Below are 18346 nucleotides of genomic sequence, written 5' to 3'. Positions count from 1 at the left end.
GGCAAAACGGTAGGCGATCAGATGCCGTTACGTATTGCGCGGAATCAATCTGCCTAGCGATAGGCAAAATGCGGGAACAGCGCGGCCAGCTCGGACTGGGCGTTATCGCTGAGCACGGCGTCGGGCGCCGCGTCGGGGGAACGGCGATAGTTTTGCACTGCGTAATGAGATACGCCGCGGTGCGCGAGGTGGCCGGCAAGGGCAAGCAGTTCGGGTTCGGGCAGCCAGCGCGGGCTCCAGGTGGTTCGGCATTCGAACGCGACACCGCTGGCCAGCACTGCGTCCAGGCAGGCCTCGGTTGTGGCCGATGTACCCGGCCGACCTGTAAGTGCGTCATAGCCCTGGGCATTGCTCTTGACGTCGAACCCTATCCAGTCAAGGCGCGGAAGCAAAGCCTGCAGACGTGAAGGGTAGATGCCAGCCGTGTGCAACGCCACCCGGAAGCCGAGCGCCCGGACGCTGCGTATCATTTGTGCAAGCTGCGGCTCACTGAGCGGTTCTCCTCCCGAGAATACGACGGCATCGAGAAGCCCGCGGCGGGCTTGCAGGAACTCCAGCACGGCATGCCAGTTGTAATGGCCGGCGCGTGTCTGCAAGTGCGGGTTATGGCAGTACCCGCAGCGCCAGGGGCAGCCGGCGATGAACACCACGCAGGCAAGAGCCCCGGGCCAGTCGACACTTGAGAACGGGACGAGGCCGCCGATGCACGGCTCGCCCCGGGGTACCGTGGCAGCCGCGGGCGGCGCCGCGATCCACGAGACCGGTTGGCAGGCTGGATCAGGCGGCACGTTGTTCGCAGAAGAACTGTCGCTCATTGAACTCGCCTTGTTTGCCGATATTGAATGAGGTAACCGGCCGGTGATAACCCATGACGCGCGTCCAGATTTCGCAGCGTACGCGCTGGTCGTCGCTGATCGGTGCGGGGCCGTTGCCGACGGTGGGGGAATTCAAGGTTTGCATGGAAGCTCCTGTGGGAGAAAACAGGCCCGGCTGACCGGGCGGGCAATACCAGGCGCCGAAGCGTCTAGTCATTACTGCATGTCTGGGTCCGCGATAGCAGTTCGGCGTCGCATTTCGGGCAGAACTCGTGTCGGCCCGACAGGTAGCCATGATTGGGGCAGATGGAGAACGTGGGCGTCACGGTGATGTAGGGCAGGCGGAAGTTCTCGAGGGCGCGCCGTACCAGGGCGCGGCAGGCGCTTGCGGACGACACGGCTTCGTTCATGTAAAGGTGCAGCACAGTGCCGCCGGTGTACTTGCTTTGCAGCGCTTCCTGCATGGCCAGCGCCAGGAAGGGATCGTCGGTGTGCCCCACGGGAAGTTGGCTGGAGTTCGTGTAGTAAGGCTGCGCGTCGGTGCCGGCCTGCAGGATGTCCGGCCAGCGCTTGCGGTCCTCGCGTGCGAAGCGGTACGTGGTGCCTTCGGCAGGCGTGGCTTCAAGGTTGTAGAGGTGCCCCGTGGATTCCTGGAATTCGGTGATGCGGGCCCGGATATGGTCGAGCAGGCGAACCGCCAGCGCGTGGCCGCGTGGGGTGGTGATGTCATCGGTGTCGCTGCTGAAATTGCGCACCATTTCGTTGATGCCATTGACCCCCAGCGTACTGAAATGGTTGCGCAGCGTGCCCAGGTAGCGCCGGGTGTACGGATACAGCCCTTGGTCGATATAGCGTTGAACCACCTTGCGCTTGACTTCCAGGACATCGCGGCTGAGGTCGAGCAGTGTGTCCAGGCGCCGCAGAAGCGCGGTTTCGTCGCCGGCATGCAGGTAGCCCAGGCGCGCGCAGTTAATGGTAACGACGCCCACGGAGCCGGTTTGCTCGGCCGACCCGAACAGCCCATTGCCGCGCTTCAGGAGTTCGCGCAGGTCGAGCTGGAGCCGGCAGCACATGGAGCGCACCATGTGGGGCTCGAGGTCGGAGTTGAGGAAGTTCTGGAAGTACGGCAGGCCGTACTTGGCTGTCATGTCGAACAGCAGTTCGGTATTGGGGTGGTCCCAATCGAAGTCGGCCGTGATGTTGTAGGTAGGAATCGGGAAAGTGAACACCCGACCCTTGGCGTCGCCGGCCATCATGACTTCGATGTAGGCGCGGTTGATCATGTCCATTTCGGCCTGCAGCTCGCCGTAGCTGAAAGGCATCTCGGCGCCGCCGATATAGGGAATCTGCTCGCGCAGGTCGGCAGGGCAGGTGAGGTCGAACGTCAGGTTGGTGAACGGCGTCTGCGTTCCCCAGCGGCTGGGCACATTGAGGTTGTAGATGAGTTCCTGCATGGCCTGCTTGACTTCGGCATACGACATATTGTCGCGGCGTACGAAAGGCGCCATGTAGGTGTCGAAGGAGCTGAATGCCTGGGCGCCCGCCCATTCGTTCTGCAGGGTTCCCAGGAAGTTGACGATCTGCCCGATGGCTGCCGACATATGGCGGGGCGGCGTGGCCTCGACCTTGCCCGGCACGCCGTTGAAGCCCTCGGTAAGCAATTGCCGCAATGACCAGCCGGCGCAGTAGCCGCTGAGCATGTCGAGGTCGTGGATATGGATGTCGCCGTCGCGGTGGGCCTGTCCGGCGGCCGGGTCGTACACATGCGACAGCCAGTAGTTGGCGGTGACCTTGCCCGCCACGTTCAGGATCAGCCCGCCGAGGCTGTATCCCTGGTTGGCGTTGGCGTTGACACGCCAGTCGCGCTGGTCGAGATATTCTTCCATGGAGCTTTCGACGTCGACCAGCGTGTGCCGCAATGTGCGCAGCCGCGCGTGACGTTCGCGGTACACGATGTAGGCGCGGGCCGTTTTCCAGTGCCCCGCCTCGACCAGTACTTCTTCGACGATGTTCTGGATGGTTTCTATGCCCGGGCAGGGGTGGCTGGACAGCCGTGCCGCCACGCGCGTGCCCAGGATGTCGGCCTCGGAAGGCTGGACTTCGCCGGTGGCGCGACCGGCGGCGGCGATGGCGCGGACGATGTTTGCGCCGTCGAAGGGAACCACGCGGCCATCGCGTTTGAGGATATGTTGTGGCGTCATTGCGAGCACTTCATGTAGTAGGGTTGCGGGTAGCCTACTACCACATCCTGTGGTCCGAAAGTCAAAGTCGTGGCCAATAGCCCCGGGCTTGATGTGGCGCAAGCGAATCGCTCGTTTGCGGTTTATTTGCGTTGAATCAAGTTGCTGCGCGGCCTCAGTTTGCATAATCGCAGCATGCCTTCGTCTCCCACGTTCTCGCGCGACGTTCTGGCCCGTCTCGATAAAAACGGCCCGCGTTATACCTCCTATCCCACTGCCGACCGCTACCATGGCGGGTTCGGGCCTCCGGAGTACAGCCAGGCGCTGGCGGACCTGAGCGCGCGGGCCGACGCGCCGCTTTCGCTGTACGTGCATATCCCTTTCTGCGAGTCGTTGTGCTACTACTGCGCCTGTAACAAGGTCATCACCCGGCATCACGAGCGGGCGGCCCGTTATCTGGATGCGCTGCAGTCCGAGATGGCCCTGCATTCGCAAATACTCGGACGGGGCCGGCCGGTGTCGCAATTGCATTTCGGGGGCGGCACGCCAACGTTCCTGTCCGACGAAGAACTCAGCGGCCTGATGGGCGGCATACGCGATCATTTCCGCCTGCTGCCCGACGCCGAGCTTTCCATCGAGGTCGATCCGCGTACGGCCACGCCCGAGCGGCTGGAGCACCTGGCCAGCCTGGGCTTTAACCGCCTGAGCCTGGGCGTACAGGATTTCGACCCGGCCGTGCAGCGGGCCGTGCACCGCATTCAGCCTTATGAATGCGTGCGCGATCTGGTGCACAGCGCCCGGCGCCTGGGCTGCGCATCGATCAACATGGACCTGATCTACGGCCTGCCGCTGCAGACCGCCGAATCGTTCGCGCATACGCTGGAACAGGTCTGTGCGCTGCGGCCGGATCGCATCGCGCTTTACGGGTACGCGCACCTGCCCGAACGCTTCAAGCCCCAGCGCCGCATCGTGCCGGCCGAACTGCCTACCGGTGAAACCCGCATCGAACTCCTGGGCAGCGCCATCTCGCGCTTTCTGGACGCGGGCTATGACTACATCGGCATGGACCACTTCGCCCTGCACGACGACACGCTGGCCCGGGCCAAGCGGGCCGGCCTGCTGCACCGCAATTTCCAGGGCTACAGCACGCAGCCGGACTGCGACCTGGTTGCGCTGGGCGTGTCGGCCATCGGCAAGGTGGGTGGCACCTACAGCCAGAACGCAAAATCACTGGATGACTACTATGCGCGCATCGAGCAGGGTACTTTCGCCGTGGAGCGCGGCCTGGAAATGAGCCACGACGACCTGCTGCGCCGCGATGTGATCATGGCGATCATGTGCCAGGGTGGCGTCGAGTTCGACGCCATCGAGCAGGTTCACGACATCGCGTTCGACACCTACTTTGCCGCCGAGCTCCAGGCCTTGCAGCGTTTGGTAGACATGGGGCTGGTGCGCAATGAGCCGGGTGCATTGCGGGTTACCGACATGGGGTGGTATTTCGTGCGTGCGGTAGCCATGACATTCGACCGGTACCTGCGCGAGCGCAGCACGCAGGCACAATACTCGCGCATCGTATGACGCCTGCAGCGCGGCTTGGTCTGTCGCGAGTGCCGCGTTGCGGCACTATCGCGCCGGGGCCGGCCCGCTGCCGGGCGAGCGTGTCAGCAACGACATGCCGGCCACCACGATCAGTGTCATGCCTGCCATTGCCAGCAGGTCCGGCGGGCGGTTGAACAAGAAAGTGCTGAACGCCACCGCCATCAGCAGGTGGCAATAGTTGAACGGCGCCAGGGTCGAGGCGGGCACCCGGTTGAACGCCGCAATCAGCAAGATCTGGCCCACGCCATTGACGACGCCCATGAATATGATGAAGGCCCAGTCGGCAGCGTCCGGCCAGGGCTGGGGCAAGAAGAACGGTGCCGGCAGGGCCGTGACAATCAGGCAGATCACCGCCGTGGATGCATACTGAACGTGGCTCGGCACGCGCCCCGACAGTCGGCGCGTCAATACCTGGAAAATGGCGTAGCTGACCGCCGCAATGGCCATCAACGACGAACCCAGCCACGGAAGATCGCCTCCCGGACGCACGATCAGCAGCATGCCCGTGCAGCCCAAAGCCACGGCCGCCCACTGCCGCAGGCCCACGCGTTCGCCCAGCAGCCATGGCGACAGCGCCACCACTATGAGCGGCGAGGTGAAATAAATGGCTGTGGCCTCGGACAGGGGCATCCAGATCAGGGCCGTCATGAAGCAGGTGCCCACGCTGCCCAATGCCAGTCCGCGAGCCAGCAACAGGCCTTTGTCGGCGGTACTCTCCCAGCGCGGCCAGCCATGGCGTATAAGCAGGCCCACCCCGATGGTGGTCACCGAGAGATAACGCATTACGTTGAGAAAGGGCGCCGGATAGAAGTTCAGCAGATGCTTCATGGCGGCGTCGAAGCTGGCGAAGGTGACCAGTGCCGCGAGGTATAACGCGATCCCCGAACGGGGTGTAGGAGCCGACATGGTTGGAATGGGCCGGGTAGGGGCGGATACGGAGTCAGTCGGGTACGGTTTGCGCCATGCCCTGGAGGAATGCGTCCAGCGCCGGACCGATGGCTTCGACCAGGTAGCCCCCTTCCTGCACGATTACGGTGGGCAGGCCTAGCCCGTTGATCCGTTCGCCGATGTGGCGGTATGCGTCGATATCCAGAGCCAGCACGCTGATGGGGTCGTCGATGTAGGTGTCGAAACCCAACGATAGCACCAGGGCGCGGGGGCGATAGTCACGCAAAGCCACCAGGGCATTGTCGAGGGCGGCCAGGAACGCCTCGGTGTCTGTGCCGTGGGCAAGAGGGAAGTTCAGGTTGTAGCCGTGGCCGCTGCCATAGCCGCGTTCGTGGACGTGTCCCGTATAGAAGGGATAGTACCCGGCCGGGTCGGCGTGCAGCGACAGGGTCATGACTTCGGGACGTTGGTAGAAGATCTGCTGCGTCCCGTCGCCGTGGTGCGCGTCTACATCCAGGATGGCGATCTTGCCATAGGTTTGCAGCAAGCGTTGCGCGGCGACGGCGCCGCTGTTCAGGTAGCAGAAGCCGCTAGCCCGGTCGCGATGGGCGTGGTGTCCTGACGGCCGGCACAGTGCGTAGGCAATGCCCTGGTGCCGGGCCACCTGATCGGCAGCCGCCACGGCGCTGTGTGTCGATCGCAGCGCGGAACGCCAGGTGTGCGGGCCCACCGGGCAGGACAGGTCGCCCAGGTAGTAGCCCGCCTGCGCCACGATGGAGCTGGACGGGCAGGGCCCGCGCTCGGCCTGCTCGGGGTGGCCGCTGTGGTAAGGCGCGAGGTTGGGCAGCACCTCGACGCCCGGGTCCATGCCTTGCGCTTTCAGGGCGAGCCAGCGCGTGTAAGCGTGCTCGAGAAAGTCCAGGTAGTCGGGGCTATGCACGCCATGCAACGGTGCGCGCCCGTAGTCCGGCGGCTGTTCCAGGGACACGCCGCGGGCCGCCAGCGCCGCTTGCAAGGCGCGGGCGCGGGCCGGAGTGTCAGTCGGCGCGCACAGCCGCCCCAGCCGCATGAACTGGCGCGGTTCGTGCAGCAGCTGTTCTTCGCAGAAAAAAGCCTTCATAACGACTCCTAGGCTTGCTTGAGTTCGATTTCCACGAAGACAAATTCGGTCTCGTTCGGGTTGATGACGTTATGTTCCACGCCGGCGGGCCGGAAGTACGAAATGCCGGTGCGCAGTTCGCTGGTGACCTCGCCATCGGGTGTTTCGAGCAGCAGCGCACCGGTGCTCTGGGGAACGATGACATAGGCCAGGCCATGGCGATGCCAGCCGGTTTCGCCGCCGGGCGGGAACCGCCACTCGGTAACCCGCACATGTTCGTTGTCGATCTGCACCGTGGGTGCCGCTTCAGGGCGCTTCATGGTTGTCTCCTGTTGATGGCCGCATCAGGCGGGCATGACTTGCGCAAGGATGTCCATCGCTTCGCTCATGGTTTCATCGGGGATGGTCAGCGGAAACAGGAAGCGGATGACATTGCCGTGCACGCCGCAACTGAGCAAGAGCAGGTTCTTTTCGAGCGCCCGCGCCTGTAGTTGCCGGGTGTAGTCGGGCAGGGGAGTGCCGTCGGCGGGATGGCGGAACTCGGCGGCCACCATGGCGCCCAGCGCCCGTACGTCCGCCAGTTCCGGCACGCGGGGGCGCAGCGCTTCGAGATGGCGGCGCAGCCGTTCGCCATGGGCGGCGCCGCGGGCGGGCAGTTGGTCTGTCTGCATCACCCGCACCACTTCGAGCGCCGCCGCGACCGACAGCGGGTTGCCGGCGTATGTCCCGCCCAGTCCGCCCGGCGGTGGTGCGTCCATGACCTCGGCGCGCCCGCATACGGCCGACAGGGGCATGCCGCCGGCAAGCCCCTTGGCGATGGCGGTAAGATCGGCGGCCACGCCGTAGTGCTCCATGGCGAACATTTTGCCGGTACGCCCGAAGCCGGTCTGCACTTCGTCTGCAATGAGCAGAATGCCATGCTGGTTGCACAGCGCCCGCAACGCGCGCATGAATTCTGGCGGGCAGATGTTGAACCCGCCTTCGCCCTGCACGGGCTCGATGACGATGGCTGCAACCCGCCGCGGGTCGACATCGCTGTCGAACAGCGCCTGCAGCCCGGCAAGCGCGTCGGCGACGGAAACGCCATGCATCGGATTGGGATACGGGGCGTGATAGACATCGGCCGGAAAGGGGCCGAAGCCGGCCTTGTAGGGGATGACCTTGCCGGTGAGCGCCATGCCCATCAGGGTGCGTCCGTGGAAGGCTGCACTGAACGCGATCAGCGCAGGGCGGCCGGTTGCGCAGCGGGCGATCTTGACGGCATTTTCGACCGCCTCCGCTCCGGTGGTGAAAAGCGCGGTTTTCTTGGGAAAGTCGCCCGGGACCAACCGGTTGAGCTGCTCGGCCAGTTCTATGTAGCTGCCGTACGGCACGATCTGGTAGGCGGTATGCGTGAAGCGCCTGACCTGGGCCTCGATGGCCTGCACGACGTCCGGGTGGCGGTGGCCCGTATTGAGCACCGCGATGCCGCTGGCAAAGTCGATATAGCGCCGGCCTTCGATGTCCCAGAGCTCGGCATTGTCGGCGCGGTCTGCATAGAAGTTGCACATGACGCCCACGCCCCGGGGCGTGGCGGCATCTTTTCGGCGCGTCAGGTCGGCATTGGTCATAGCGCGGGTTCCAGTTGCGGACCGCCCGGCGGGTTCCAGTGCTGGCCCGGAATGGCGGCTATCAGTTTCTGGGTATAGGCATGGCGGGGCTGGTCGAAGATCTGGCTCGGGCTGCCGTACTCGACGACCTTGCCCTGGTGCATGACCAGCACTTCGTCGCAGACCTGCGCCGCCACGCGCAGATCATGAGTGATGAAGATCAGGGCGATCTGCAGGCGCTGCTGCAGCCCGTGCAGCAACTGCAACACCTGGGCCTGCACCGAGACATCCAGCGCCGACACGGATTCGTCGGCAACCAGGATTTTCGGCTCGAGCGCCAGCGCCCGGGCGATGCCTATGCGTTGACGCTGCCCGCCGGAGAACTGGTTGGGATAGCGGTCGAATGCGGAAGCGTCCAGGCCCACGAGCTCGAGCAGTTCGCGCGCGCGGGCTTCGGCCTGCGCGCGCGGCTGCCCGCTGGCGACAGGGCCGTCGCTGATGATGCGGCCGACCGTGTGCCGCGGATTGAGCGATGCGAACGGATCCTGAAAGATCATCTGGATCTCTTTGCGCAACGGACGGAACTGGCTTTCGGTCAGCCCCGCGATGTCGCGCCCGTTGAAGATCATCTCGCCGCCATCGATGCCGATCAGCTTGAGCAGGCATTTTCCTATCGTGGACTTGCCCGATCCGGACTCGCCCACGATGCCCAGTGTCTGGCCGCGCCGGACAGCGAAGCTGACGCCGTCGACTGCGCGCACGGTGCGCTTGCGCCCCAGCCAGCCCCGGCCGGTGACGTAGGTCTTGTAGAGGTTGCGCACTTCGAGCACCGGCTTATCGGTGTCGCGCGATTCTTGCGCATGGGCGCGGCGGCGTGGCACTGCGCTGATCAGGCGCTGGGTGTAAGGGTGCCTGGGCGAGTTGAGAATCTGGTCGGCCGGCCCTTGTTCGACCAGTTCGCCGCTTTCCATGACTGCGACGCGATGCGCAATTTCCGCAACGACGCCGAAGTCATGGGTGACGAACATCACGCCCATGCCCTTTTCTTTCTGGATGCGCGCAATCAGGTCCAGGATCTGCGCCTGCGTGGTGACATCCAGCGCGGTGGTGGGCTCGTCGGCAATGAGCAGCGCGGGTTCCAGCGCCAGGGCCATGGCAATCATGACGCGTTGGCGCTGGCCGCCGGACAGGCGGAACGGATAAACATGGTAGAGCGTGGCGGGGTCGGGCAGGCCGACGAATTCCAGCAGCTCGAGCACGCGCTGTCGACGCGCGTCGCCAGGATAGGCCTGATGCACGCGCATGACTTCTGCGATCTGTTCGCCGACCGTCATCAGCGGATTCAGCGCCGACAGCGGCTCCTGGAAGATCATGGCCATGTCTTTGCCGCGCATGGCCTGCAGCGTGGCTTCGTCCTGGGCAAGCAGGTCGGATCCGCGCAGCAGGATCTGTCCGCTTTGCGGGGTCAGGTAATCGGGCAGCAGGCCCATGATGGCGTTCGCGCTCATCGACTTGCCCGAGCCCGATTCGCCCACGATGCACAGGATCTCGCCTTCGTGCACGTCGTAGGAAACGTTATGTACGGCGTAGCGGCGATCCCCACCGGAGGGCAGGGGAATGGTCAGGTTGCGCACTGACAGCAGCGGTGTCTTGTCGCTCATGCGGCCTCCTATTCGCCGCGCTTGCGCAGCTGGGGATTGAGGGCGTCGTTCAAGCCTTCGCCGATCAGGTTGATGGCCAGCACGGTGAGCAGAATGGCCACCCCCGGCCACACGCTCATCCACCAGGCTTCGCGTATCATCGTGCGGGCCGCGCCGATCATGAAGCCCCAGCTCATCAGGTTGCGGTCGCCCAGCCCCAGGAACGACAACGCCGATTCGGTAAGAATCGCCGTGGCCACCATGAACGACGCCGACACGATGATGGGCGACATGGCGTTGGGCAGGATCTGGGTGCAGACGATGCGCGAAGGCGTCTGGCCTATGACGATGGCAGCCTGCACAAACTCGCGCTGCTTGAGCGTCATGAACTCGGAGCGCACCAGGCGCGCCGCCGGAGGCCACGACACGAGTGCGATGGCCCCCATGATCGAATACACAGACGGGCTCAGCACCGCGACCAGCACCACGGCCATGGCCAGCTGCGGAATGGTCTGGAAGAATTCGGTGAACCGCATCAGCGCGTCGTCGATGCGGCCGCCGCAGTAGCCGGCGATCGCGCCGATGACAATGCCGAACGCCAGCGCCACGCCTGTGGACAGCAGCCCCACCAGCAGAGAAACCCGGGCTCCCCATACCAGGCCCGCCGTGATGTCGCGCCCCAGCATGTCGGTGCCGAACGGATAGGCCGGGTCGGTGAACGGCTTGATGAGCGGCTCGGCCACCATCATCCAGGGCGATTCGGGATAGAGCAGCGGCGCGGCCAGCGCAATCGCCACGACCAGCAGCATGACAGCCAGGCCGCCCACCGCGCCATAGTTGCGCATATAGCGCTTCAGGAATGGCTTCATGCTGCGGCCCCCTGTGAATCGGCCGAGATACGCGGATCGATCAGGCGGTAGAGCAGGTCGGTAAGCAGGTTGAAGGCCACCACCATGACGGATGTCACCAGGAAAATGCCCAGCAGCAACTGATAGTCGCGTTGCAGCAGTGCGTCGAACATCAGCCGGCCGATGCCGGGCCAGGCAAACACAGTTTCGGTGAGCACGGCGCCCCCTGCCATCTGGCCCAGCTGGATGCCGGCGAACGTCACCACCGGAAGCAGGGCATTGCGCAGCACATGGGTGCGAATGACGCGATTGGGGCTCACCCCTTTTGCGCGGGCGGTCTTGACGAAGTCCATGCCGATCACTTCCAGCATCGAGGCCCGCGTCAGCCGCACGTAGACGGCCATGAAGAAGCAACCCAGCGTGACGGTGGGCAGGATAAGGTGCAGGGAGATGTCCTGCACTCGCGCCCAGCCGGTGTAGCCCGCACCCACGGTTTCCATGCCGAACGCCGGCAGCCAGCCCAGCAATACCGAGAACAGCAGGATACCCATCAGTGACAGCCAGAACAGCGGCGTTGCGTAAAGCAGCAGCGCACCCGTCATGACGCTGCTGTCTATCCAGCGGCGCTTGTTGTTGTAGCGCGCTTTGGCGGCGATGACCCCCAGCAGCACGCCGAACACAATCGAAAACACGAAAGCGCAGAACATCAGCAGGAAGGTGGCCGGCAGGCGCTCGAGTATCAGATCCAGCACCGGCACGTGATTGCGATAGGAGTAGCCGAGGTCGAGCTGCAGCACTCCCTTCAAGTACAGGCCCAGTTGCGTCAGCAGCGGCTTGTCCAGGCCGAATTCGGCGCGCAGGGCGGCGAGGTAGGCCGGATCGCCCGCGCCCGCCTGGCCGGCCAGCACGGCCGCCGGATCGCCCGGGGCCAGCCGTATCATGAAGAAGTTCAGGATGACCACGCCCAGCACGACCGTGAGGGCCTTGCCCAGGCGCGATATGAAAAAGGACAGGAATTTCATGCAAAGCATCTCCGTCGGAACACCGCGGGCCGGCGGACCGCGGGTTGCGGCGGTCCGCCGGGGCGGAAACCCGCGGCGGACCGGGCGCGCCAGGCGCGCCTGCTTTTACTTCTGGATATAGACGTCGGCGAACGTTTCGTTCAGCCCGATGGCGGTCTGGACCAGGTTCTTGACGTTGCTGCGGTACAGCGTGGGGAATTCCATATCAACCAGGAATCCATTGGCAACGTCGTTGACCAGGATGGTCTGGATCTTGGAATACAGCTCTTGCCGTTTGGCGGGATCGACTTCCGAGGCGGCGGCGGTCCAGAGCTTGTCGGCCTCGGGGTTGTTGTAGCCCTGCACGTTGGCAAAGGGCGAGCCCTTGACCATGTTGGCCGCGGCGTACAGGCGCTGCACGCCCAGTGCCGGGTCGCCGTACTGGTAGGTGTAGTTCAGCGTCAGGTCGAAGTCCCAGTTGCCGGTGCGGCTGGCCCAGCCGCCTGCATCGGTGGCTTCCATCGTGATCTTGAAGCCCAGCTGTTCCATTGACTGCTTGATGTATTCGCCCAGCCGGTCCCAGGTGGGTCCATACGGAAAGCCCAGGAAGCGCAGGTTGTACGCGCCGGGGTCGATGCCGGATTCCTTGATCAGCGCGCGCGCCTTCTTCATGTCGAAGTCGATGGGCGGCATGTTCTTGTCGTAGAACATCTCGGTGGTGACAAACGGGCTGGTGGCCACCTGTCCCAATCCGAAGAAGATGTTGTTGACGATCAGCTTGCGGTTGAGCGCCGCCATGACGGCCTGCCGCACCTTGACGTTGTCCAGCGGCGGCGTGCGCATGTTGAACATCAGGTAGGCCTGCGGTGAGAACATTTCCCAGCCCTGCGTGGTGTATTCGACATTGGGCAGGGAACGCAGGCGCTTGACGTCCACGTTGTCGACGTCGCCGCCACGCAGCGCGTCGACGGTGCCGCGTTCGAAGGCGACCGCGCGCGAGGCCGAATCGGGAATAATGTTGAACACCAGCTCATCGAGGTACGGCTGGCCTTCCTTCCAGTAGTTGGGGTTGCGCACCAGCTTGATGTATTCGCCGCGCTTCCAGTCGTCGAACATGAACGGGCCCGTGCCTACCGGTTTCTGGTTGGCCGGATTCTTCATGTAGTCGGTGCCCTCGTAGATGTGCTTGGGCATCATCGGAGCGAACCCTGGTTCGAACATCAGCATGAAGGCGGGAAAGGGCGTCTTCAGGCTGATCTTGACCGTGTGGTCGTCGATCTTTTCTACCTTGTCCAGGTATCGGCCCAGAATCACGCGGGCCCGGGCGTGCGTCTTGGGCAGCAGCTCGCTCAGCGAAAAGACGACGTCGTCCGCGGTAAAGGGCTTGCCGTCGTGCCACTTGACGCCTTCTTCGAGCTTGAAGGTATAGGACAGCCCATCGGGCGCGACTTCCCACGACTTGGCCAGGCCAGGTTGCGGCTTGAGGTCGAACGAGTACGTCAGCAGGCTTTCATACATTTTGCCTGCCACAAACTGCGTGGGCGCCTGCTGGTTCAGCGCCGGCACCAGGATGGGCGGTTCGGGCTGCACGATCATGCGCAACGTGCCGCCGCGCGTCTGTGCCTGTGCTTGTACCAGGGCCGTGGGTACGGCGGCGATCAGGGCGAGCGCGCCCAAGGACAATTTGAGGCGTGTTGTTAGTTTCACTGTGGACCTCCGGGCATAGTAAGAAATACGGGAGGGCAGCGCAGGGCTCCTGTGCTCTGGCAACCATGCCTTCCCGCGACTCAGGTGCTACGGGTGGAACAGGTACAGCGTGGCGCGGCACGGGGCCGGCCTGGGCACAACAGTGGCAAGTGACGGTAAGTCCGGTTGCATGGTTTTCCCCTTGGCATTTTTTGGACATTTTCTGCTTGCGCTGAAGCAGCGTATCGAATATTTGGTACTCTCAATAGGTCCAAATCGTTTTTAGTTTCTGGTGCCACTTTGAAAGAACTGATTCTGTCCGAGTGCCTGCTACAGCGATTGGAGCGTCGCGCAACGGTGCCCTTGTCCAGGCAAATCTACGACATTCTGCGTGGATTGATCCTGAATGGCGATGTGCCCGCGGGCACGAAGCTGCCGGCCACGCGGGCGCTGGCTGTCGACACAGGGTTATCCCGTAATACGGTGCTGCATGCGTACGACCAGCTGACCGCCGAGGGGTACCTTGTGTCGGTATTCGGAAGTGGCACCTTTGTTTCGGATACTGTGCCCGTGGTGCCGCAGCCACCCGAAGCCGAGCGGCCGGCCGGGGCCGCGCCGGCCCCGCATTTTGCGCTGTCGCGGCGCGGCTCGCAGCTGGTGCACGAAGCCTCTGCCTCGGACCGGCAATGGGGGGCGTTCGTGCCAGGCGTGCCCGACGTGGCGCTGTTCCCGCGCGCGGTGTGGGCCCGGCTGCAAGGACGGCGCTGGCGCCAGTCGACGCCCGAACTCCTGACCTATGCGCACGGGGCGGGATACCTGCCACTGCGCCGTGCGCTGGCCGAGCACCTGCGGCTGTCGCGGTCGGTAAAGTGCGAAGCCGACCAGATCGTCCTGACCAGTGGCATTCATCAGTCGCTGAGCCTGCTGGCCCGTCTGCTGGGCGACTACGGAAACACCGCCTGGATGGAAAACCCGGGGTACTGGGGCGCGCGCTCGACGTTGATGGCATGCGGCATCACGCCCGTGCCGGTTGATGTCGACGACGAAGGCATGGCGCCCAGCGCCGAGCAGATGCGCGATCCACCGCGGTTTATTTTCGTGACGCCATCGCACCAGTATCCGTTGGGCATGGTGATGAGCCTGGCCCGCCGCCGCATGCTGCTCGAATATGCCCATACGCGCGGCGCGTGGATCATAGAAGACGACTACGACAGCGAATTCCGCTTCGACGGCCGGCCGATAGCCTCATTGCAGGGGCTGGACCAGCACGATCGGGTCCTGTACCTGGGTACGTTCTCGAAAACCCTGTTTCCCGGGTTCCGGCTGGGGTACATGCTTTTGCCCAAGCCCCTGGCCAGTCACATGGCGACGGGATTGTCGGAGCTGTACCGGGAAGGGCGGCTGATGGACCAGGCGGTGTTGGCCGATTTTATCGAAGGCGGCCACTATGCGAGCCATATCCGCCGCATGAAGCAGCGTTACGCGGCGCGGCAGGCGCTGCTGCGTGAAGCCATCACGGCGCGCTTCGGAGCCGACTGGCCGATATCGACGCATGAAGCCGGCCTGCACCTGGTGATGCATCTGCCGGATGGCACCGACGACCTGGGGATTTCCATTGCGGCGCGTACGCTGGGCCTGCACGCGCGACCGCTGTCCCGTTACTATGCCAGCGAACGCGACGCCCGGCCGGGCGTGCTGCTGGGGTATGCGTGCGTGCCTGACGAGGAAATCCGGCCGTCGTTCGACCGGCTGGTACAGGTGATCACACCGGCGCTTGAACACGTGCAGCGCTCGCAGCGGCGGCCGGTGTACAGCGATAAACTGAACGCCGAGGCATGGAGCGGCGCGTGATGAAGGCGTGATACATATTCCCTACGTCCTTGCCGGCAGGGCCGGGCAGGGCTGACCTTTACTGGAGAACATCGGTGGCAGGAAACCAACACAAGATCGCAGTCATTCCGGGCGATGGCATCGGCAAGGAAGTGGTGCCCGAAGGCTTGCGCGTGCTGGACGCCGCGGCGCGGCGCTTCGGCATCAATTTTCAATGGGACCACTTCGACTGGAGCTGCGATTACTACGCCAAGCACGGCAAGATGATGCCCGACGACTGGGCCGCGCAGATCGGCGGCCATGAAGCCATCTTCTTCGGTGCCATCGGCTGGCCGGACACGGTGCCCGACCACGAGGCGCTGTGGGGGTCGCTGTTTCGCTTCCGCCGCGATTTCGACCAGTACATCAACCTGCGCCCCGTGCGCCTGATGCCCGGTGTGCCATCGCCGCTGGCCGACCGCAAGCCCGGCGACATCGACTTTTTCATCGTGCGCGAGAATACCGAGGGCGAATACTCCAACAGCGGCGGAAAGCTGTTTGCGGGCACCGAGCGCGAGGTCGTCATCCAGGAAAGCGTGTTCACCCGGGTGGGCGCCGACCGGGTGCTGAAGTTCGCGTTTGAACTGGCGCAAAAGCGCGGCAAGCACCTGACCGCCGCCACCAAGTCAAACGGTATTTCGATTTCGATGCCGTGGTGGGACGAGCGCGTGGCGGACGTGGCCGGCCAGTATCCGGATGTGCGCTGGGACAAATACCACATCGACATTCTGTGCGCCCACTTTGTGCAGCATCCCGACTGGTTCGACGTGGTGGTGGCGTCGAACCTGTTTGGCGATATTCTTTCCGACCTGGGCCCGGCCTGCACCGGCACCATCGGCATCGCGCCGTCGGCCAACCTGAACCCCGAGCGCAAGTTCCCGTCGCTGTTCGAGCCGGTGCACGGTTCGGCGCCCGACATCTATGGCAAGGGTATTGCCAACCCTATCGGCCAGATCTGGAGCGGTGCGCTGATGCTCGATTTTCTGGGCTACCCGCAGGCCTCGCAGGCCGTCGTGGCGGCCATCGAGACCGTGTTGGCCGAGGGCCCGCGCACCCGCGACATGAAGGGCACCGCGTCTACGGCCGACGTAGGCAAGGCCATCGCCGAGGTGGTGGCAGCCGGCTAGGCGCGGCCGGCGAGGTGTGGCCGGCTAGGTGCGGCCGGCGAGGTGCAGCCGGCGAGGCGCGGGGCGCCGCAAACAGATCAGTGCGGCGCCTTGCGCAGCCCCGACCACACGATGGCCGCCACGATAAGGGCAGCCCCGGCCGCCATGCGCAGTGTGGGCTGCTGCGCAAACAGCATCCACGCGAAGGCGATGGCATAGACGGGCTCCAGCGCTATTACCAAGCCGGCGCTTCGCGCATTCAGGCGGGTAAGGCTGGACACGAAAAAGAAATGGGACAGCCCCGTGCAGAAGATGCCCAGCAGGGCAAGCCATAGCCAGTCGAGCGCGGGCAGCATGGGCAACTGACTGGCCGCGAAGGGCAGCATTGCCAGCACCACTACGATATTTTGCCCGCAGGCCACTTGCATGGGGTCGAGCCCCACCGTGGAGCGCCGGTTGGTCAGCGCTAGCAGCGCGAACGACAGGCCCGACAGAAGTCCCCATGCCAGCCCGACGGTGCCTTGATCGGCGAAGTCGAACGAAGGCGTCACCAGTACCAGGCCGGAGGTGACCAGCGCCAGCAGCAGCCATTCTGCCATGCGCACGCGCTCGCGAAACAGCAGCGCCTCGAACAAGGTGATGAAAGCCGGGAAGCTGGCGAAGCCCAGCGTGGCGATGGCGATGCCGCCGGTTTTTACCGAAATGAAGAACGTGACCCAGTGCGCGGCCAGCAGGCCGCCGGCGACGATCAGCATGAACAGCTGCGCTGGCGTCAGGGCGCCGAACAACGGGCGGCGCTGCATGCGCGCAAAGCCGGCCAGGGCCGCCACCGCGAAGGCGGCGCGGCCCAGGGTGATTACCGCGGCGCTGGCCTGGATCAATTCGCCGAACACGCCGGTAAGCCCGAAGAGCACGGCGGCAAAATGGATGTAAACAAGGGCGCGTTGGCGTGTCATGGAAGCAGGAAGGCGGCGTGCCGCGCCCCGGACGGGCGGCGGAAAATATAAAATCATCGCATGAATCGCCCCGCCAGGTATTGGCCCACGACCGTCGTCTCGCCCCGTATATTGGGTTTCATCCTGGCCACGCTGGGCGCCGTGCTGTTCGCGGCCAAGGCGATTGTGGTCAAGCTCACGTACCGGTACAACATCGATGCCGTCACCCTGATCGCGTTCCGCATGCTCTTCGCGATGCCCTTTTTTGCTGCCGTGGCCTGGCGCGAATCGCGTCGGGCGGCAAGGGGCGAACTGCCGGTGCTGACGCGGCGTGAACGTGCCCAGCTTTGCCTGCTGGGCCTGCTCGGGTATTACCTGTCCAGCTTTCTGGATTTCCTCGGGCTGCGCTATGTAACCGCGAGCCTCGAGCGGCTTATCCTGTTTCTGTCGCCTACGCTGGTGGTGCTGCTTTCGGCCTGGTGGCTGAAGCGCCCGGTATCGTCGCGGCAATGGGTGGCCATGCTGGCGTCGTATCTGGGCGTGGTGCTGGTATTCGCCCAGGACCTGAGGCACGGCGCCGGTTCCCACGTGGCGCTTGGGGCTTTCTTTATTTTCGGATCGGCGCTCAGCTATGCTGTGTACCTGATCTGCACGGGTGAGCTGGTCAAGCGGGTAGGGGCGACACGCCTGGTGGCGTACGCCATGCTGGTGTCGTGCCTGGCCTGCATCCTGCAGTTCTTCCTGGTTCATCCGCCCGCCACGCTGGTTCAGCCGGCGGGGGTGTATGGCTATTCCCTGATTCATGCCACGCTCAACACCGTGCTGCCTGTGTTCATGCTGATGTGGGCGGTGGCCCTGGTCGGCGCGCCCACGGCGTCGCTGCTGGGCATGGTGGGGCCGGTGTCGGTGCTGTTCCTGGCGGCGTGGCTGCTCGACGAGCCCATTACCGTGTGGCAGCTCGCCGGCACCGCCCTGGTTCTGTTTGGAGTTTTTGTGCTGATGGGGCGCGGCGCCGGCAAAGGCTGAGCCGGGCACGGGCCGCACCTGCGTCAAGCATGGTTGTCTTGAGGTTCAACACATAAGGAGGCCGC

The 18346-nt window shown here is 64.3% G+C and carries 16 protein-coding genes; 4 read left to right on the top strand and 12 right to left on the bottom strand.

Annotated elements, in window-relative coordinates:
- Window positions 1–53 precede the first annotated feature (53 nt).
- From CAL19_RS10675 to CAL19_RS10665, 3 genes are all read right to left on the bottom strand, one after another.
- The gene (locus tag CAL19_RS10675; protein ID WP_094796734.1) at window positions 54–815 is read right to left on the bottom strand and encodes an anaerobic ribonucleoside-triphosphate reductase activating protein; all 762 of its coding nucleotides are present in this window, start codon (window positions 813–815) and stop codon (window positions 54–56) included.
- Window positions 778–960 carry an anaerobic ribonucleoside-triphosphate reductase gene (nrdD, locus tag CAL19_RS10670; protein ID WP_026641243.1) on the bottom strand — a complete coding sequence of 61 codons (183 nt, stop codon included), beginning with the start codon at window positions 958–960 and terminating at the stop codon, window positions 778–780. The genes CAL19_RS10675 and nrdD overlap by 38 nt, the downstream gene beginning before the upstream one ends.
- Before the next feature lie 64 nt (window positions 961–1024).
- A complete protein-coding gene (locus tag CAL19_RS10665) occupies window positions 1025–3016 on the bottom strand; it encodes a ribonucleoside triphosphate reductase (RefSeq protein ID WP_094796733.1) in 1992 nt (663 codons plus the stop codon).
- 174 nt (window positions 3017–3190) lie between these two features.
- Here CAL19_RS10665 and hemN point away from each other — a divergent pair, with 174 nt between their 5' ends.
- A complete protein-coding gene (gene hemN / locus CAL19_RS10660) occupies window positions 3191–4573 on the top strand; it encodes an oxygen-independent coproporphyrinogen III oxidase (RefSeq protein WP_094796769.1) in 1383 nt (460 codons plus the stop codon).
- Window positions 4574–4618: 45 nt separating this feature from the next.
- Here hemN and CAL19_RS10655 read toward each other — a convergent pair whose 3' ends face one another.
- The 8 genes from CAL19_RS10655 to CAL19_RS10620 all read right to left on the bottom strand — a co-directional run bounded on the left by CAL19_RS10655 (window position 4619) and on the right by CAL19_RS10620 (window position 13366).
- Complete coding sequence (locus CAL19_RS10655) at window positions 4619–5500, bottom strand: DMT family transporter (RefSeq protein WP_094796732.1); 882 nt, start codon at window positions 5498–5500, stop codon at window positions 4619–4621.
- Window positions 5501–5534: 34 nt separating this feature from the next.
- Window positions 5535–6602, bottom strand: coding sequence for a histone deacetylase family protein (locus tag CAL19_RS10650; RefSeq protein ID WP_094796731.1), 1068 nt, complete (start codon window positions 6600–6602; stop codon window positions 5535–5537).
- Window positions 6603–6610: 8 nt separating this feature from the next.
- Window positions 6611–6901 (bottom strand): cupin domain-containing protein, encoded by a 291-nt coding sequence (locus CAL19_RS10645; RefSeq protein WP_026641238.1) that lies wholly within the window; start codon window positions 6899–6901, stop codon window positions 6611–6613.
- A gap of 24 nt (window positions 6902–6925) precedes the next feature.
- Window positions 6926–8191, bottom strand: coding sequence for a 4-aminobutyrate--2-oxoglutarate transaminase (gabT, locus tag CAL19_RS10640; RefSeq protein WP_094796730.1), 1266 nt, complete (start codon window positions 8189–8191; stop codon window positions 6926–6928).
- Window positions 8188–9831 (bottom strand): ABC transporter ATP-binding protein, encoded by a 1644-nt coding sequence (locus CAL19_RS10635; RefSeq protein ID WP_094796729.1) that lies wholly within the window; start codon window positions 9829–9831, stop codon window positions 8188–8190. Before CAL19_RS10635 ends, gabT begins: the two co-directional genes overlap by 4 nt.
- Window positions 9832–9839: 8 nt before the next feature.
- A complete protein-coding gene (locus CAL19_RS10630; RefSeq protein WP_026641235.1) occupies window positions 9840–10679 on the bottom strand; it encodes an ABC transporter permease in 840 nt (279 codons plus the stop codon).
- Window positions 10676–11680: an ABC transporter permease gene (locus CAL19_RS10625; RefSeq protein WP_432759162.1), complete on the bottom strand. Its 1005-nt coding sequence runs from the start codon at window positions 11678–11680 to the stop codon at window positions 10676–10678. The genes CAL19_RS10630 and CAL19_RS10625 overlap by 4 nt, the downstream gene beginning before the upstream one ends.
- Window positions 11681–11785: 105 nt before the next feature.
- Entirely contained in the window at window positions 11786–13366 is a 1581-nt protein-coding gene (locus CAL19_RS10620; protein ID WP_026641233.1) for an ABC transporter substrate-binding protein, read from the bottom strand.
- A gap of 279 nt (window positions 13367–13645) precedes the next feature.
- Here CAL19_RS10620 and CAL19_RS10615 point away from each other — a divergent pair, with 279 nt between their 5' ends.
- Together CAL19_RS10615 and CAL19_RS10610 are read left to right on the top strand one after the other, a co-directional pair.
- Complete coding sequence (locus CAL19_RS10615; protein WP_026641232.1) at window positions 13646–15196, top strand: PLP-dependent aminotransferase family protein; 1551 nt, start codon at window positions 13646–13648, stop codon at window positions 15194–15196.
- A 74-nt stretch (window positions 15197–15270) separates the two neighbouring features.
- Entirely contained in the window at window positions 15271–16341 is a 1071-nt protein-coding gene (locus CAL19_RS10610) for a tartrate dehydrogenase (RefSeq protein WP_026641231.1), read from the top strand.
- 77 nt (window positions 16342–16418) lie between these two features.
- Here CAL19_RS10610 and CAL19_RS10605 read toward each other — a convergent pair whose 3' ends face one another.
- A complete protein-coding gene (locus CAL19_RS10605; RefSeq protein ID WP_026641230.1) occupies window positions 16419–17276 on the bottom strand; it encodes a DMT family transporter in 858 nt (285 codons plus the stop codon).
- Between the two features lie 60 nt (window positions 17277–17336).
- Between CAL19_RS10605 and CAL19_RS10600 the strand changes: the two genes are divergently transcribed.
- Entirely contained in the window at window positions 17337–18281 is a 945-nt protein-coding gene (locus tag CAL19_RS10600; RefSeq protein WP_094796727.1) for a DMT family transporter, read from the top strand.
- Window positions 18282–18346: the final 65 nt, after the last annotated feature.

It is taken from the genome of Bordetella genomosp. 7 (assembly GCF_002261265.1).
Lineage (GTDB): Bacteria > Pseudomonadota > Gammaproteobacteria > Burkholderiales > Burkholderiaceae_B > Bordetella_A.
Note: the sequence above shows the minus strand (reverse complement) of the source record. Positions and strands in the feature narration are given on the sequence as shown.

What these genes read in the sequence shown, in the direction of transcription:
- CAL19_RS10675 (WP_094796734.1), bottom strand. Translation starts at nt 815, where the DNA reads ATGAGCGACAGTTCTTCTGCGAACAACGTGCCGCCTGATCCAGCCTGC.
- nrdD (WP_026641243.1), bottom strand. Translation starts at nt 960, where the DNA reads ATGCAAACCTTGAATTCCCCCACCGTCGGCAACGGCCCCGCACCGATC.
- CAL19_RS10665 (WP_094796733.1), bottom strand. Translation starts at nt 3,016, where the DNA reads ATGACGCCACAACATATCCTCAAACGCGATGGCCGCGTGGTTCCCTTC.
- hemN (WP_094796769.1), top strand. Translation starts at nt 3,191, where the DNA reads ATGCCTTCGTCTCCCACGTTCTCGCGCGACGTTCTGGCCCGTCTCGAT.
- CAL19_RS10655 (WP_094796732.1), bottom strand. Translation starts at nt 5,500, where the DNA reads ATGTCGGCTCCTACACCCCGTTCGGGGATCGCGTTATACCTCGCGGCA.
- CAL19_RS10650 (WP_094796731.1), bottom strand. Translation starts at nt 6,602, where the DNA reads ATGAAGGCTTTTTTCTGCGAAGAACAGCTGCTGCACGAACCGCGCCAG.
- CAL19_RS10645 (WP_026641238.1), bottom strand. Translation starts at nt 6,901, where the DNA reads ATGAAGCGCCCTGAAGCGGCACCCACGGTGCAGATCGACAACGAACAT.
- gabT (WP_094796730.1), bottom strand. Translation starts at nt 8,191, where the DNA reads ATGACCAATGCCGACCTGACGCGCCGAAAAGATGCCGCCACGCCCCGG.
- CAL19_RS10635 (WP_094796729.1), bottom strand. Translation starts at nt 9,831, where the DNA reads ATGAGCGACAAGACACCGCTGCTGTCAGTGCGCAACCTGACCATTCCC.
- CAL19_RS10630 (WP_026641235.1), bottom strand. Translation starts at nt 10,679, where the DNA reads ATGAAGCCATTCCTGAAGCGCTATATGCGCAACTATGGCGCGGTGGGC.
- CAL19_RS10625 (WP_432759162.1), bottom strand. Translation starts at nt 11,680, where the DNA reads ATGAAATTCCTGTCCTTTTTCATATCGCGCCTGGGCAAGGCCCTCACG.
- CAL19_RS10605 (WP_026641230.1), bottom strand. Translation starts at nt 17,276, where the DNA reads ATGACACGCCAACGCGCCCTTGTTTACATCCATTTTGCCGCCGTGCTC.
- CAL19_RS10600 (WP_094796727.1), top strand. Translation starts at nt 17,337, where the DNA reads ATGAATCGCCCCGCCAGGTATTGGCCCACGACCGTCGTCTCGCCCCGT.